Origin of the sequence: Pseudomonas fluorescens (genome assembly GCF_000968015.1) — a bacterium.
Taxonomy (GTDB): domain Bacteria; phylum Pseudomonadota; class Gammaproteobacteria; order Pseudomonadales; family Pseudomonadaceae; genus Aquipseudomonas; species Aquipseudomonas fluorescens_W.
The window spans coordinates 36405-50938 of record NZ_LACH01000037.1 but is presented as its reverse complement, the minus strand read 5'-3'; the positions used below and the strand labels follow the sequence as shown (position 1 = coordinate 50938).

16 protein-coding genes are annotated in these 14534 nt (G+C 56.2%); 14 read left to right on the top strand and 2 right to left on the bottom strand.

What is annotated here, in order from left to right; all coding sequences use genetic code 11:
- Both VD17_RS32625 and VD17_RS17445 read left to right on the top strand, forming a co-directional pair.
- Positions 1 to 2004, top strand: a 2004-nt coding sequence (locus tag VD17_RS32625; RefSeq protein WP_259674566.1) for an efflux RND transporter permease subunit, incomplete at its 5' end; no start/stop codon positions are given.
- Entirely contained in the window at positions 2001 to 2351 is a 351-nt protein-coding gene (locus VD17_RS17445; RefSeq protein ID WP_046054872.1) for a copper-binding protein, read from the top strand. The genes VD17_RS32625 and VD17_RS17445, both read left to right, overlap by 4 nt.
- A gap of 107 nt (positions 2352 to 2458) precedes the next feature.
- On the opposite strand, the gene VD17_RS17440 is transcribed toward VD17_RS17445, so the two are convergent.
- Positions 2459 to 3160, bottom strand: a complete 702-nt coding sequence (locus tag VD17_RS17440) for a glutathione S-transferase (RefSeq protein WP_046054871.1) — start codon at positions 3158 to 3160, stop codon at positions 2459 to 2461.
- A 150-nt stretch (positions 3161 to 3310) separates the two neighbouring features.
- On the opposite strand from VD17_RS17440, the gene VD17_RS17435 reads away from it, so the two are divergent.
- Entirely contained in the window at positions 3311 to 3874 is a 564-nt protein-coding gene (locus VD17_RS17435; RefSeq protein ID WP_046054870.1) for a TetR/AcrR family transcriptional regulator, read from the top strand.
- An 85-nt stretch (positions 3875 to 3959) separates the two neighbouring features.
- Here VD17_RS17435 and VD17_RS17430 read toward each other — a convergent pair whose 3' ends face one another.
- Positions 3960 to 4835 (bottom strand): LysR substrate-binding domain-containing protein, encoded by an 876-nt coding sequence (locus VD17_RS17430; RefSeq protein ID WP_046054869.1) that lies wholly within the window; start codon positions 4833 to 4835, stop codon positions 3960 to 3962.
- Positions 4836 to 5041: 206 nt separating this feature from the next.
- Between VD17_RS17430 and VD17_RS17425 the strand changes: the two genes are divergently transcribed.
- From VD17_RS17425 to VD17_RS17375, 11 genes are all read left to right on the top strand, one after another.
- Positions 5042 to 5467, top strand: coding sequence for a VOC family protein (locus VD17_RS17425; RefSeq protein ID WP_046054868.1), 426 nt, complete (start codon positions 5042 to 5044; stop codon positions 5465 to 5467).
- Between the two features lie 113 nt (positions 5468 to 5580).
- Positions 5581 to 6840 carry a cation:dicarboxylate symporter family transporter gene (locus VD17_RS17420; protein ID WP_046054867.1) on the top strand — a complete coding sequence of 420 codons (1260 nt, stop codon included), beginning with the start codon at positions 5581 to 5583 and terminating at the stop codon, positions 6838 to 6840.
- A gap of 109 nt (positions 6841 to 6949) precedes the next feature.
- Entirely contained in the window at positions 6950 to 7531 is a 582-nt protein-coding gene (locus VD17_RS17415) for a TetR/AcrR family transcriptional regulator (protein WP_046054866.1), read from the top strand.
- A 57-nt stretch (positions 7532 to 7588) separates the two neighbouring features.
- Positions 7589 to 8695, top strand: a complete 1107-nt coding sequence (locus VD17_RS17410; protein WP_046054865.1) for an alkene reductase — start codon at positions 7589 to 7591, stop codon at positions 8693 to 8695.
- A gap of 79 nt (positions 8696 to 8774) precedes the next feature.
- Positions 8775 to 9518 (top strand): SDR family oxidoreductase, encoded by a 744-nt coding sequence (locus VD17_RS17405; RefSeq protein WP_046054864.1) that lies wholly within the window; start codon positions 8775 to 8777, stop codon positions 9516 to 9518.
- Positions 9519 to 9591: 73 nt separating this feature from the next.
- Positions 9592 to 9972, top strand: a complete 381-nt coding sequence (locus VD17_RS17400) for a nuclear transport factor 2 family protein (protein ID WP_046054863.1) — start codon at positions 9592 to 9594, stop codon at positions 9970 to 9972.
- A 60-nt stretch (positions 9973 to 10032) separates the two neighbouring features.
- Positions 10033 to 10419, top strand: coding sequence for a nuclear transport factor 2 family protein (locus VD17_RS17395; RefSeq protein ID WP_046054862.1), 387 nt, complete (start codon positions 10033 to 10035; stop codon positions 10417 to 10419).
- A 111-nt stretch (positions 10420 to 10530) separates the two neighbouring features.
- Positions 10531 to 10968: an SRPBCC family protein gene (locus tag VD17_RS17390; protein WP_046054861.1), complete on the top strand. Its 438-nt coding sequence runs from the start codon at positions 10531 to 10533 to the stop codon at positions 10966 to 10968.
- Between the two features lie 148 nt (positions 10969 to 11116).
- A complete protein-coding gene (locus VD17_RS17385) occupies positions 11117 to 12211 on the top strand; it encodes an alpha/beta hydrolase (RefSeq protein ID WP_046054860.1) in 1095 nt (364 codons plus the stop codon).
- A 60-nt stretch (positions 12212 to 12271) separates the two neighbouring features.
- Positions 12272 to 13327: an alpha/beta hydrolase gene (locus VD17_RS17380; RefSeq protein ID WP_046054859.1), complete on the top strand. Its 1056-nt coding sequence runs from the start codon at positions 12272 to 12274 to the stop codon at positions 13325 to 13327.
- A gap of 18 nt (positions 13328 to 13345) precedes the next feature.
- The gene (locus VD17_RS17375) at positions 13346 to 14524 is read left to right on the top strand and encodes a (R)-mandelonitrile lyase (protein WP_046054858.1); all 1179 of its coding nucleotides are present in this window, start codon (positions 13346 to 13348) and stop codon (positions 14522 to 14524) included.
- Positions 14525 to 14534 lie beyond the last annotated feature (10 nt).

Genomic DNA, 14534 nt, shown 5'->3' with positions numbered 1-14534 from the left:
ATCAACGCCAACATCATGTCCTTGGGTGGGATTGCCATCGCCATCGGCGCCATGGTCGATGCCGCCGTGGTGATGATCGAGAACGCCCACAAGAAGATTGAGGCATGGCACGCGGCCAATCCGGGGGAAGAACTGAAGGGTGAACGTCATTGGCATGTAATGACCGAAGCGGCGGCAGAGGTAGGCCCCGCGTTGTTCTTCTGTTTGTTGATCATCACCCTGTCGTTCATTCCGGTGTTCACGCTGGAAGCTCAGGAAGGACGGCTGTTCGGCCCTTTGGCTTTCACCAAAACCTACGCCATGGCGGCAGCGGCGGGATTGTCAGTGACGTTGGTGCCGGTGCTGATGGGCTACTGGATTCGAGGACGAATTCCCAGTGAACATCAGAACCCGTTGAACCGCTGGTTGATTCGGATCTATCAGCCAGCCCTGGACGCAGTCTTGCGTCGACCAAAGATCACGCTGTTGGTGGCGCTGGTGGTTTTTGTCAGTGCGCTATGGCCAATGTCGCGCCTGGGGGGTGAGTTTCTCCCCCCGTTGGACGAGGGTGATCTGCTCTATATGCCTTCGGCTCTGCCGGGGCTGTCGGCGCAGAAAGCGGCGCAACTGCTGCAACAGACCGACCGTCTGATCAAGACCGTGCCAGAGGTCGAACACGTCTTCGGTAAAGCGGGACGCGCTGAAACCGCCACCGACCCCGCACCGCTGGAGATGTTCGAAACCACCATCCAGTTCAAGCCGCACGAGCAATGGCGTCCAGGCATGACCCAGGAAAAACTGGTGGAAGAACTGGATCGAGTGGTACGAGTCCCTGGGCTGACGAATATCTGGATACCGCCGATTCGTAACCGTATCGACATGCTGGCTACGGGGATCAAGAGTCCCATCGGTGTGAAAGTTGCCGGCACCAACCTGACGGAGATCGATGCCGCGACTCAGGCCGTCGAGCGAGTGGCCAAGGGTGTACCCGGTGTCAGTTCGGCTCTGGCCGAGCGACTGACCGGTGGCCGCTATATCGATGTGGATATCGACCGCAAAGCCGCCGCCCGCTACGGACTGAACATCGCCGATGTGCAATCCATCGTGGCCGGCGCTATCGGCGGTGAAAACGTCGGTGAAACCATTGAAGGGCTCGCCCGCTTCCCGATCAACGTGCGTTACCCACGGGAGTGGCGTGACTCGCTCGGTGCCTTGGAGCAATTGCCGATCTATACCCCGCTAGGTAGCCAGATCACCCTCGGCACAGTGGCGAAGGTCAACGTCACGGACGGTCCGCCGATGCTCAAAAGCGAGAACGCTCGACCTTCAGGTTGGGTGTACATCGATGTGCGTGGTAGGGACATTGCGTCTGTGGTCGCTGATCTACGACGGGTCGTCAATGAGCAGGTCAAGTTGCAGCCCGGCATGAGCCTGAGTTACTCGGGGCAGTTCGAGTTTCTCGAAAGGGCCAACGCACGACTCAAACTGGTGGTGCCTGCCACGCTGTTGATCATCTTCGTGTTGCTCTACCTGACCTTCGCCCGCTTCGATGAGGCCTTGCTGATCATGGCCACTCTGCCATTCGCCCTGACTGGCGGGGCATGGTTCCTCTATCTGTTGGGGTTCAACCTGTCAGTCGCCACCGGGGTCGGTTTTATCGCATTGGCCGGTGTTTCTGCCGAGTTTGGCGTGATCATGCTGCTCTACCTGAAGAACGCCTGGGCCGAACGTGAAGACCTCGGCGACAGCACTGAGCGCGGTCTGGTTGCGGCGATTCGTGAAGGCGCCGTGCAGCGTGTTCGACCCAAGGCCATGACCGTGGCCGTCATCATTGCGGGCTTGTTACCCATCATGCTGGGTAGCGGGACCGGCAGCGAGGTGATGAGCCGAATTGCTGCACCCATGGTCGGCGGCATGGTCACGGCACCCTTGCTTTCCCTGTTTGTCATTCCGGCAGCGTATCGCCTGATGCGTCGCCGGCACCTCTCAGCTGAACCCATCACCCCTCTAGGAAAAGTCGTATGAAACTGACCCTGATTGCAGTTGCAAGCACCGTATTCACGCTGTCTCTTTCGGCCCACGCAGAGGATATGCCGGGCATGAAAATGGACGGAATGGAGGGCATGCAGATGAAGCAGGAAACAACGCAGGCTTCAGTCGCCACCGCCGACGGTACGATCAAGGCTATCGATACTACGAAGCATACGGTGACCCTCTCTCACGGTGCTGTCCCGGCTGTGCAATGGCCGCCGATGACCATGGCCTTTTCCGTGACGGAAGAGCAGCTGACAGGGCTGACGGCTGGAGACCGAGTGTCGTTTTCATTTCGAGTCGAGGGTGGCAGAGCGACGATTGTTTCAATAAAAAAGTGAGTTAGCGGTGGTGGAAGTGACCGGCGCACTATGTCGCGCCGGTCATTACCAGTGCCAGTTAAAAACTGTCACCTAGGTGGGTGAGCCATACCCAGATGCATTCGTTCTCAGTTTTTTGGCTCGCCTTGTTTCACCATGGCGCGCCAGTCCTGGACGCTTGATCGTTCGTTCATCCTGGCATGCCATGCATGCAATGCTTCACATTCATCAGGGACAGGCAGATTCACCAGTGAGGCGAAAATCATGCCGCCCAGAACCGCAATGTCGGCCATCGAAAATGCGTTACCCGCCACAAAAGGCTGATTTTTCAGGACGCTGTTGAAATAGTGCATCCCCCTTACGGCCTTGTCCCGCATGCGCTCACCCCATTCAGGGTTCTGAGAAAGCTCGATATCTGGCCCAAGCCCCGGCGTTGCGTGATGGAAGTACGTGCTGACAGCGTCCAGAAACTCAATTTCCGCACGCTTGGTCATCATATGGATGATGCCTTTCTCAGTGGGCGTTTTACCGGTGAGTACAGGGCTGTCATCCAGAGCATCCAGGTACTGTGTGATAGCGGTGCACTCCGCGATGAGCGTGCCGTCGGCCAGCTCCAGGACGGGAAGTGTTCCGGAGTAGTTGATGGCTAGAAATGCTGGTTTCTTGTGCTCGCCTGTCCATAGATTGACCGGTACAAACTCGATCCGGGACAGCAGGCCTTTCTCTGCTAACGCGATTCTGACCCGCGCCGGGTAGGGGCCGTTGTACCAGTCGTAAATTTTCATCATCGGGAATTTCGACGCGTCGGAGTGTTGCTGCTGAAAAGTCATGATTTATTTACCTACCTATCAAGTGGTAGGTAAAGATTGGGCGCTTGTTTCTGTGCTGTCAACAACTACCTACCAATTGGCAGGTGATGAAGTATGCGAGTAACATCGCGCCAGATGACCACACCAATCAACGATTCGAGGAATGAAAACGTGAGCGAAAATGCCCGGGAAGCGATATTGGAAGCCGCCAAAGGGGCCGCTCAAACCCACGGCTACGGTGGGATCAATTTCCGAAGCATTGCTGATGCGGTGGGGATCAAGAACGCAAGCATCTACTACCATTTCTCGAGCAAAGCCGACCTCGGCGCCGCAGTAGCCAGGCGATACCGGGAGGACACAGTCAGTGTCCTGGAAGCCCTGCGCGGTGAAAACCCTGATCCGATTCGCTGCTTGAAGGCGTACCCGAGCATCTTTCGAACATCCCTGGAAGACGGCAACAGGCTGTGTTTGTTCAGCTTCATGGCTGCGGAATACCAGGACCTGCCCGAGGAGGTGAAAAGTGAAGTGCTGGCGTTTGCAGACATCAATGTGGCATGGCTGACGAAATTACTCTCTGATAGCGGCCTGGGAAGCGTTGAAGTGTGCGAGCGACGTGCCCGCGCCATTTACACCGCCGTTGCTGGCGCTCAAATGATTGCCCGAACGCGCTTCGATATCGGTTTATTCGACGAACTTGTTCAGAGCTATCAAGAGGCGGGACTCCTTCCGACATAACTGGCTTGGCGCGTCATGGCTGGCCGTTTCCAGCCTGACCGAAGCAGTGAAAGCAGTACGTCACGAATGGCTACTAATCCGGGTTTTATTCGGCGCCGGTCTTTACCTGGTCACTAATAAGTTGGGCCAGTATCCGCACAGGTTCGGTAAAGCTTTGGCGAGACCTGTGTACCAGCCCAATATCACGATGAAAGGTGTGTTGTCCGAGGTCGAGTACTCTTACAGCCGCTGGCCATTCCTGATGTATCGCTGTCTGCGGCACCAGCGCTACACCAACGCCATTTTCCACTAGCTTGATGATCGCCTCCAGCTCATCCAGTTCGCAAACTTCACGCAACGTGAAATGCATCTGGCGCAGGAAGCGATCCACCTGCCTTCCCCCAAATGATGATCGGTCATACCGAATAAACGGTTGGCTGGAAAGTAGTTCTGACCAGTCTTCTCCCGGTACTTCGCGCGGAACGATCAATCGGTAAGGTTCAAGTGCGAGCGTTGTCCAGCGCAGATCGCTCTGGAGCGAGAAGGGTGGGCGAATGATTGCGGCCATGTCGATCTCACCGGCATCCACGAGGTTCACCAACTCCATCGATAGCCCCGGGATTACGCGGGTTCGGCATTGCGGGCATTGTTGGTGAAACTTGGCTAGTGCATCTGGAAGATAGGAGCGCTGTACGGAAGCGATGGCACCGATGTTCACCAGAACGCTGGGAAGTCCGACCGTGGTGGAGCCCAGATTATCGTAAAGCCGAAGCAGCTCTTGCGCTTGCAGGAGTATTTGATGGCCCATCCTGTTTAGGTGGGCTGAGCGTCCCTTCCTGTCGAATATCTCAAAGCCGAGCTCGGCCTCCAGACGCTGAATCTGGGCGCTCACCGCTGCTTGGGTGAGGCCGATTTTATTCCCGGCAGCGGCAAACGTACCTTCCCGTGCAACGGCGATGAGTGTTTTGAGTTCTTTGATCATTCACAAATATTAATTGTGTTTCTAAGAAAATTATATTGATTTTTTTGTTTTGTTGGCCGCCCTACGATGTGCCTGTCCCCCGGCAACTGCCCGAACCTATAAGCCGATGTCGGTGAGACGGCGGAACGTGAAGCGTCGCGAAAAACCAACGGACAGCATTCATACGCTCCGTCCTTTACCAACAAAAAAATTGTATTGGAGTTCTGATGAGCCTCTCGCCTTTCCACCTCGCAATCCCCGTTTACAACCTTGCTGGCGCACGCACATTTTACGGCGAAGTGTTCGGCCTGGAAGAAGGTCGTTCCAGCAACCAATGGGTCGACTTCAACTTTTATGGCCACCAACTGGTTATTCACGAACACCCAAAAACCGCTTCCCAGGAAAGCGTCCATAGCAACCCGGTAGACGGCCACGACGTACCTGTTCCGCACTTCGGCATCATTCTGGGCTGGGAAGAATGGGAAGCGCTGGCGGAGCGCCTGAAGTCCTTTGGCACTGAGTTTGTAATCGAACCCTACATTCGTTTCAAAGGACAGGTTGGCGAGCAAGCCACCATGTTTTTGTTCGACCCTTGCGGAAATGCCCTGGAATTCAAGGCCTTCAAGGATATGAGCCAGCTCTTCGCAAAATAAGAAAATTGTTGGCACAACGGCGTTGTGCCATTTGAACTCAAGTGAGCTGGAAGCTCATGACTCTAGCAACTGCCAGTTAACGCAGTCCTTTCATTCCAACAAGAAGGCTAGACATGAAACGTATTCCCTTGGTGTGGCAAATAATTGCCGGGCTGTTGCTTGGCGTGCTCGTCGGTTGGTATTTCAATACTCATCCGCAGTATCAATCGTGGGTCAGTGCTGAAATCCTGAAACCGCTTGGCGACATCTTCATCAAGATGATGAAGATGGTGGTTGTTCCGATTGTGTTTTGTTGCATGATCCTGGGCATCGCAGGAGGCGGAGATAACAAGTCATTTGGTCGTATGGGCATAAAGTCGCTGGGGTATTTTTTTGCGATCACCGGCCTGGCGATTGTGATGGGTCTTTGTTTCGCGAATATCTTCGAGCCTGGCACAGGCACTGATATTTCCGGCATTACGCATAGCGCTGCGTCCATCACGATGGAGCCTTCGAAGGGCGCTCTCGTGATTGTGCAGAACATCGTCCCGGACAACGTCTTTGTGGCGATGTCGGAAGCGAAGCTGCTGTCGGTGCTGTTCTTCGCTGTCCTGTTCGGCATGGCATTGAACTCGCTACCTAGAGAGAAAAGCGCGCCAGTGGTCGCGGTGGTTCAGGGTATTTCCGATGCGATGTTCAAAGTCGTCTCAATCGTCATGGCTTACGCGCCAATCGGCGTATTTGGCATGATCGGCGCCACCGTTGCGACCTTTGGCTTTGCCTCGCTATTACCCCTGCTCAAGTTGATTGGTGTGGTTTATCTGGCCCTGATTGTCTTCGCATTGGTGGTGCTCGGGGGGATCTGCTATTTGATCGGCGAGAACATTTTCAAGCTGATCAAGTTTTTCCGGAATGAGTTGATTCTTGCATTTTCGAGTGCAGCATCCGCAGCGGTCATGCCGCAGTTGATGAGCAAGTTAGAGAGCTACGGTGTCCCGCGACGGATCGTCAGTTTTGTGGTGCCGGTGGGGTATGCATTCAATCTGGATGGCGCGTCGATTTTCCTGGGCGTGGCGACGATTTTTGTCGCTCAGCTTTATGGAATCGATCTTTCGCTGTCTCAGCAGATTTTGCTGGTAGTGACGATGGTGCTGACCTCCAAAGGTGCTGCCGGGGTGCCTGGATTTGCCATCATTATCTTGTCAGCTACGTTGGCCTCTGCCGGTCTTCCATTGGAAGGGGTTGCACTGATCGCGGGCATCTTCAGGATTATCGATAGTGGTACCACCACATTGAACGTGTTGGGGAATGCCATTGCGCCGTTGGTTATCGCTAAATGGGAGAGGGCGGCCCTTGAGCCTTCACGAGTCAATCCGGTAGCGCAAAAAGCATAGCAATCCACGAGTAGACGTCCGACAGGAAACGCTAACGGCTCAGTCAGTTCATCAGGTGGGGTGAGAGCTTCTAGACGACCGGTCTAGTTTTGTGTAGGCTGCCTTCCCTATGAAGAAACCTATCCAAGATATGCGACAGCACATCATCGATGTGGCCAAGTCGCTGATGACCAACAAGGGTTATACAGCCGTGGGGCTGTCGGAAGTGCTGACAACCGCTGGCGTACCTAAAGGGTCGTTCTATCACTACTTCCGCTCGAAAGAAGAATTCGGCCAAGCGCTGCTCGAAGAGTACTTTCAAGAGTACATCGGACGCGTCGATATCGTGATGGCCGCAGAAGGAACCGGAGCCGAGCGGCTGCTGTGCTATCTGCACTACTGGGCAAAGACGCAAGCGTTCGATCATCCCGAGGAGAAATGCCTGGTGGTGAAACTGGGCGCTGAAGTCTGCGACCTGTCGGAAGACATGCGCACGGTGCTGGAAGAAGGCACAGCGCTGATCATCCAGCGCATCACGCGCTGTGTTGAGCAGGGCATGGCAGATGGTTCCATTTCGCCGATCCAGGACGCGGCGATATTGGCCGAATCGCTATATCAGCTATGGCTTGGCGCCTCGCTGTTGGTCAAGGTCAAGAAGACCACGGCCCCATTTGAAACCGCATTGATCACGAGTAAACGCCTGCTGGCATAGGGGCGTTTTTTTTAATCTTCTAACTAGACGACCGGTCTAATATTTCAGGTATTGAGCATGATTGATAATAGTCTTGGCACCGACCTTTTTTCGCCCGTGCAGATGGGGGCCTTGCAACTGGCCAACCGTATTGTCATGGCTCCAGTAACACGCAGCCGGATGGCGGAAGATGGCGTGCCGAATGGGCTGCACGCCACTTACTACGCCCAGCGTGCCGGCGCAGGCCTGATCATCGCCGAGGCCACGAACATTTCTGCTCAGGGCCGTGGCTATGCCATGACGCCTGGTATCTGGTCGGAAGAACAGGTGGCAGGCTGGAAAAAAGTCACTGACGCGGTACACGCGTCAGGCGGCAAGATTGTCAGTCAGCTATGGCACGTAGGCCGCTTCTCCAGCGTCGAGTTGCAGCAAAACGGCGAAGCGCCAGTCGCTCCCTCGGCGATCAAGGCCGAAGGCAGCACTTACACCGAGAACGGCTTTGTCGAAGTGTCGATGCCTCGCGCGCTGGAGACTTCAGAGATTCCGGGAATCATCGAGCAATACAAACGGGCGGCAGAAAATGCAAAACGCGCCGGTTTCGACGGCGTGGAAGTTCATTCCGCCAACAGCTATTTGCTCGACCAGTTTCTGCGCGATTCCACCAATCAGCGCACCGACCGCTATGGCGGTTCTATCGAGAACCGGGCTCGATTGACGCTTGAAGTCACCGAAGCCGTCGTTTCGATTTGGGGCAGTGACCGGGTTGGCATCCGCCTTTCGCCAGTGACACCTGATGCTGGTAACACGCCTCCCGACAGCAACGTCATGGGGACTTACGGTTACCTGATTCAACAGCTCAACAGGTTCAACCTGGCCTATCTGCACTTCGTCGAAGGCGCAACCGCCACTTCTCGCACCGTTCCTGATGGAGTGAATCTGGACGCGCTGAGTGCGCAGTTCGAAGGGCCATTCATAGGTAATAACAACTATGACCTGGATATGGCGCTGGAACGCCGGGCGCAAGGCCGGATCGACGCGGTTGCGTTTGGTCGTTTGTTCATTGCCAATCCAGACCTGGTAGAGCGCCTGCGTCGTGGTGCCGAACTGACCATCGCGCCACGTGAGAGTTACTACGGCGGAGGCGCCAGGGGCTACACCGATTGGCCAACGGCCAACTCCAACTAATGAGAGGTTCCCCTTGCGTCAGCTAGGCGTGGGGAGGCTCCGTCGCGAAAGCATTTCGCCGCACAAGAGGTACTCAGGTATGAATTATCTGCAAAACAAGGTTGCCATCGTCACTGGCGCATCATCCGGCATTGGCGCTGCCACCACTCGTGCACTCGCTGCACAGGGCGTCCGCGTGGTAGCGGCAGCACTCGATCAGAAAGGGCTGGAAGCGTTTGTTGCAGAGTTGCGCGAGTCAGGCAGCGACGTGGTTGCTTTCACCACAGACGTTACCCATCTGGATCAAACCAAGGCTCTCGCGAAATTTGCACACGACACCTACGGCGCCGTGGACATCTTGGTCAACAACGCCGGTTTGATGCTCTTTTCCAACTGGGTCGATCTGGCCGTGCAGGATTGGGAAAAGATGATCGATGTGAACGTCAAGGGCTACCTCAACGCTACTGCTGCGGTACTGCCGTTCATGCTGGAACAGAAGTCCGGGCAGATTCTCAACATGGACTCTGTCGCAGGTCACCAGGTCGGGCCGGCGGCGGGTGTTTACAGCGCTACCAAGTTTTTCGTCCAGGCCATGACCGAGTCCATGCGAAAGGAGTTGGGCGTGCAGCATGGCATCCGCGTCAACACCGTCAGCCCTGGCGTCATCAATACCGGCTGGGCGGACAAGGTCAGCGATCCTGAAGGGCGTAAGGCGGCTCAGGAACTAAACCGAATTGCCATTGCGCCCGACGATATCGGTCGTGCCGTGATTTATGCGCTCAACCAACCGGAAAACGTCACGGTCAACGATCTAATCATTTCGCCGACTCGCCAGGATTGGTGATCGTTGGTTGGCTATAGCCGCGCCCATCCAGACCTGATGGGTAATCGGAAAATCTTTCAATCAGGAGTACATCATGAGCAATCCAACTTACGTCCAGGAATACAACGCGATCGTCGACGTGCTTAGCCAGTACAACGAAGGTGGCGCCAAGGCTGACAGCACCTTGATGAAACCAGCGTTCAACGAGCACGCCACCATGTTTGGGGTCGACGGCGACAAGCTCGTCGGCGGCGCGATCCAGAATCTGTATGACGTGATCGACAACTCCTTCCGTCCATCTCCGGAAGCCAAAGCCGCGATCATTCGCATCGACATCGTGGGCACTGCCGCCAGTGCTCGCGTCGATACCGACAACGTTTCGGGGTTTCGCTTCACCGACTTCTTCAACTTGCTGAAGGTGGAAGGCCAGTGGACGATCGTCAGCAAGATTTACCACACCCACCCGAGCGCGTGATCCCTTGATCGCCGCCGGCGGGGTGCTATTTACCTCGCCCTTGAATCATTGGAGAGAACCATGTCGAAGAACGTGAAGGCAGTATCAACCGCCGAGTACAACTCGGTCATCGCCACCGCCAATCAGTACGTCGAAGGTCTGCGTGCGGGCAGCGCAGAGGACGTAGCGCAAGCTTTTCACAAAGATGCCGTGATGTACGGTTTCACGAATGGTGAGCTGCTTGGCGGCCCGATCAAGAATCTATTTGATTTCGTTCAGAAGAACGGCAGTGCCCCTCAGATCACTACCCGACTCGACGTGCTGGCGATCACACCCACGACCGCCGTAGTCCGTGTCGATATGGAGCAGGATGCGATCGGTGCCGACTACAACGACTACCTGACCCTGATCAAAATCGACGGCGCCTGGAAGGTCATCGCCAAGGTTTATCACCAGTTCGAAGGTTGAGCGTCCACCGATCCCGGTTAAGTCCATTCCGGGATCGGAGTCACCTCCGAGCGCTGCGTTTGAGCCAAGGCCAGGTGTTTTAAAAGTTGATAATTTCAAGGTGTAAACACGATGCCGATGGTTGAGTTTTCCGCTGTCCTGGATAGCGATGCAGGACGCGCCTGGGGCGTATTGAAGAAATTTGGTGAGATTCAAAAATGGCATCCCTCAATTGTCGAAAGCAGCATTGAGGACAATCAGCCTGATGGTCTGGTTGGCTGTATTCGCAAACTCACGCTGGCCGATGGCGCAATCGTCAGGGAGCGTTTGATGTCAGTGGATGACCGCAACTTGACGCTTTCTTACTGCTTTGAGCAGGCTCCCTTACCTCTGGATAACTATGTGGCCACCGTGAAGTTGGTCGCTTTGACTGGACAGTCCAAGACGTTCATCAATTGGTCTGCAGGTTTCGATTTGCAAGATCCGAATACCACTGAGCACTATCAGGAGCTCATTCGAAACCTGATCGTGGACGGCCACAATGGTCTCAAGTCATTTCTGGCCCGGTAAAGCACGAAGCACAATTGCGGCTTGATGATCCTTGGCTCATAAATCACATTTATGTGATTTTGATATTAGTGCTATCCGATTAGTGCTGTTTATCAATCAATAGTTGAAGGGTAAGTTGCTTCTCGCGAATTCAAGCCGAGAGCAATCCATGACCCAGCACATTATCCGCAAGTGCATGCCCGCCGTAGCGAAGGCGGGTACGCTTTGTTTCGCTTTGTGCACCGCTGCGGTCGTGGAGGCGGCCGATCGCAGTCCGCTGATCATCGAGAAACAGGGAAGCCTGATGGCTGGCGGCGGGCTGATGACCCAACCGGGTGTCTTTGATCCGTACACACCGATGAAGCCGGATGGCCAAACCTTTCATGGCGATCACGTGTATGCGTTCTACCAGGTTCCGGTCGACGCTCGCCCGCTCCCGATTGTCATGTTGCATGGTGCCGGGCAGTCCGCGAAGTCCTGGGAAACGACGGCCGATGGTCGAGAAGGGTTCCAGAACATCTTTCTGCGTCGCGGCTTTTCCACCTATCTGATCGACCAGCCGCGCCGTGGCGATGCGGGACGCAGTCTGGTTGAAAGCACAATCAAACCGGTGGCGGACGAGCAGCTGTGGTTTAACCAGTTCCGCATTGGTGTGTGGCCAAACAGCTTCGAGGGCAGTCAGTTTCCACGCGGGCAGGAGGCGCTGGAGCAATTCTTCCGTTCGATGACGCCCAACACCGGTCCTTACGACATTGATGTGGTTTCCGATGGCGTGTCTGCGCTGCTGGAAAAGACTGGCCCCGCCATTCTGTTTACTCACTCGCAAGGTGGCGGGCCCGGTTGGCTGACGTCGATCAAGAGCCACAATGTGCGAGCCATCGTGGCGTTTGAGCCGGGCAGTAGCTTCGTGTTTCCTGAGGATGAAGCCCCGGTGCCGATCCCCAGTGCGTTCGACACACTCTCGGCGCAGGTCGTATCCAAGGCGCAGTTCGAAGCGCTGACCCGCATCCCCATCGTCATCTTCTATGGCGACAACATCCCCGAAAAACCGGTGCGTCTGCCCGCGCAAGACAGCTGGCGCGCCCGGCTTGAGATGGCGCGCCTGTGGCGAGATACCGTGAACCGGCATGGCGGTGATGTAAGGCTGATCCATTTGCCGGAGATCGGGATCAACGGCAATTCCCACTTTCCCTTCTCGGACCTCAACAACATCGAGATCGCGGATCTGGTTTCGACGTTTCTCGCAGAGAAAGACCTGGATTGAAAACGAGCCCGGCGATGGCCGCCGAGCCCATCAGAAGTCGCAATAGGCAGGATTATTCATATGACGCGAACCACGATAAAGGCCACCGTTCTGGCCGCCATGATCGGTATGTCGGCAGCCGAAGTTGAGGCCGCGGACTACCAGCAGAATCCCTTCACATTGACCTACGGTGGCGCGCTGACGAAGAACGAGCCGGGCAAGGTCAACCTCCATCCGGTCACCTACAAGCTCAATGGCCTGGACATTTCCGCCAACGTTTACACCCCCGCGAACTATGACTCGGCGAAGAAATATCCGGTTGTCGTGGTGGCGCATCCCAATGGCGGGGTGAAGGAGCAGGTCGCAGGTCTGTATGCCCAGCGCCTGGCAGATCAGGGCTACATTACGATCACTGCGGATGCGGCGTATCAGGGGGCCAGTGGCGGTCAGCCGCGTAACGTCGATAAACCCGCGTACCGCGTCGAAGACATCCACGGCATGGCGGATTTCATCGCCCGCTACCCCGGCGTCGACAGTACGCGTTTGGGCTTGCTCGGCATCTGCGGCGGTGGCGGCTATTCATTGAAGGCGGCGCAAACCGACAAACGATTCCAGTCGATCGCAACCTTGAGCATGTTCAACTCAGGGCTGGTTCGCCGTAATGGCTACCGGGATTCGCAACTGTCCACGGTCCAGGAGCGCTTGCAGCAAGCTTCCGCTGCCCGCGCCCAAGAAGCGGCCGGCGGGGAAATTCTCTACATCGGTGATGCCAAGCTGACGGACGAGCAGATTGCCAAATTGCCGTTTGAACTGTATCGGCAGGGTTTTGAGTATTACGGCAAAACCCATGCCCACCCTAATTCGACCTTCAGATACACCTTGAGCAGTTTGCTGGACTTGATGAGCTTCGATGCAACGGACCAGATCGAACTGATCGACAAGCCATTGCTGATGATCGCGGGCAGCAAGGCTGACAGCCTGTACATGTCGGAGCAGGCGTTTGCCAAGGCCACAGGTACGAAGGATAAAAAACTGTTTTTGATCGATGGCGCGACCCATATCGAAACCTACTGGGTGCCTGCCTATGTGGACGTGGCAATGGATCAGTTGACCGCGTTTTACGCCAGAACGCTCTGAATTCAAGGAGCCGTCATCATGAACAAGACCCTTTTGGGGATCGCGATGTGCGCCGCGACGCCCTTCGCCAGCGCCGCCGGACCAGACAATACCAGTGAATCCCTGACTGCCCAGCAGATCCGCCGTGCAGATACACAGGCTTCGGCAGCGGGGCCGGCGGATTATTTCTCCGGGCGGGTGCGCGTCGATCCCTTGTTTCCCGCCACTGGCGAAATCAATGCGTCAGGCGCCTACGTCACCTTCGAGCCGGGCGCGCGTTCGGCTTGGCATACCCATCCAGCAGGCCAGCGATTGGTGGTGATCGCGGGAGTGGGCCTGACTCAGGAATGGGGCAAGCCCGTGCAGGAAATCCATCCAGGAGACGTGATCGTCTGCCCACCGGGCGTCAAGCACTGGCACGGTGCCGCACCGACAAGCGCCATGACCCACCTGGCCGTGACCGGCGTGGTGGATGGCAAAAGTGTGCAATGGCTGGAGAAAGTTATCGATTACCCAAACAACGCACAAAGTCCGGCGACGCCGCCAGCAATGTCTGCCGAACATGCCGTTTCCGAGGTGCTGTCGGCCAGGCAGCAGGCTATCCCGTTGATTGCAGCCTCCATGGCCACAAGCAACATGCCCAGGCTCAATGCTGCCTTGAACCAGGGGCTGGATGCTGGGTTGACCGTCAGCGAGGCGAAGGAAATCCTGGTGCAGCTCTACGCTTACACCGGCTTTCCTCGCAGTCTCAACGCACTCGGCGAGCTGATGAAAGTAGCGGAGGCGCGCAAACAACGCGGCATTCAGGATGATCCGGGGCGCGAGCCCGGTCGTGTCATTCCCACCGGCGACGAATTAATAGCAGTGGGCAAGGTCAACCAGACCCGCATTTCCGGTGCGCCCGTCCAAGGCCCGCTGTTCGACTTCGCACCTGTCATCAACCAATATTTGCAGGCGCATTTGTTTGGCGACATCTTCGAACGAGACAACCTGGATTGGCAAAGTCGTGAACTGGCGACGGTCGCAGCGCTGGCCGCCACGCCCGGCGTGGAGCCGCAACTGCGTTCGCACATGGCCGCCAGCATGAGGGTAGGTCTGAGCACTGCGCAATTGCGTCAACTCGTTCAGGTACTGGCCGACCAAGGTGACGCTGATGCGGCCAAGCGTGCCGGCGAGGCGCTGGACAAGTATCTGGCTGAAACGGCCGGGCGGCCGTGAGTCAGGGATC

Excerpts from the sequence above, each read along its gene's own strand:
- VD17_RS17445 (WP_046054872.1), top strand. The coding sequence starts at position 2,001 with ATGAAACTGACCCTGATTGCAGTTGCAAGCACCGTATTCACGCTGTCT.
- VD17_RS17440 (WP_046054871.1), bottom strand. The coding sequence starts at position 3,160 with ATGACTTTTCAGCAGCAACACTCCGACGCGTCGAAATTCCCGATGATG.
- VD17_RS17430 (WP_046054869.1), bottom strand. The coding sequence starts at position 4,835 with ATGATCAAAGAACTCAAAACACTCATCGCCGTTGCACGGGAAGGTACG.
- VD17_RS17425 (WP_046054868.1), top strand. The coding sequence starts at position 5,042 with ATGAGCCTCTCGCCTTTCCACCTCGCAATCCCCGTTTACAACCTTGCT.
- VD17_RS17420 (WP_046054867.1), top strand. The coding sequence starts at position 5,581 with ATGAAACGTATTCCCTTGGTGTGGCAAATAATTGCCGGGCTGTTGCTT.
- VD17_RS17415 (WP_046054866.1), top strand. The coding sequence starts at position 6,950 with ATGAAGAAACCTATCCAAGATATGCGACAGCACATCATCGATGTGGCC.
- VD17_RS17410 (WP_046054865.1), top strand. The coding sequence starts at position 7,589 with ATGATTGATAATAGTCTTGGCACCGACCTTTTTTCGCCCGTGCAGATG.
- VD17_RS17405 (WP_046054864.1), top strand. The coding sequence starts at position 8,775 with ATGAATTATCTGCAAAACAAGGTTGCCATCGTCACTGGCGCATCATCC.
- VD17_RS17400 (WP_046054863.1), top strand. The coding sequence starts at position 9,592 with ATGAGCAATCCAACTTACGTCCAGGAATACAACGCGATCGTCGACGTG.
- VD17_RS17395 (WP_046054862.1), top strand. The coding sequence starts at position 10,033 with ATGTCGAAGAACGTGAAGGCAGTATCAACCGCCGAGTACAACTCGGTC.
- VD17_RS17390 (WP_046054861.1), top strand. The coding sequence starts at position 10,531 with ATGCCGATGGTTGAGTTTTCCGCTGTCCTGGATAGCGATGCAGGACGC.
- VD17_RS17385 (WP_046054860.1), top strand. The coding sequence starts at position 11,117 with ATGACCCAGCACATTATCCGCAAGTGCATGCCCGCCGTAGCGAAGGCG.
- VD17_RS17380 (WP_046054859.1), top strand. The coding sequence starts at position 12,272 with ATGACGCGAACCACGATAAAGGCCACCGTTCTGGCCGCCATGATCGGT.
- VD17_RS17375 (WP_046054858.1), top strand. The coding sequence starts at position 13,346 with ATGAACAAGACCCTTTTGGGGATCGCGATGTGCGCCGCGACGCCCTTC.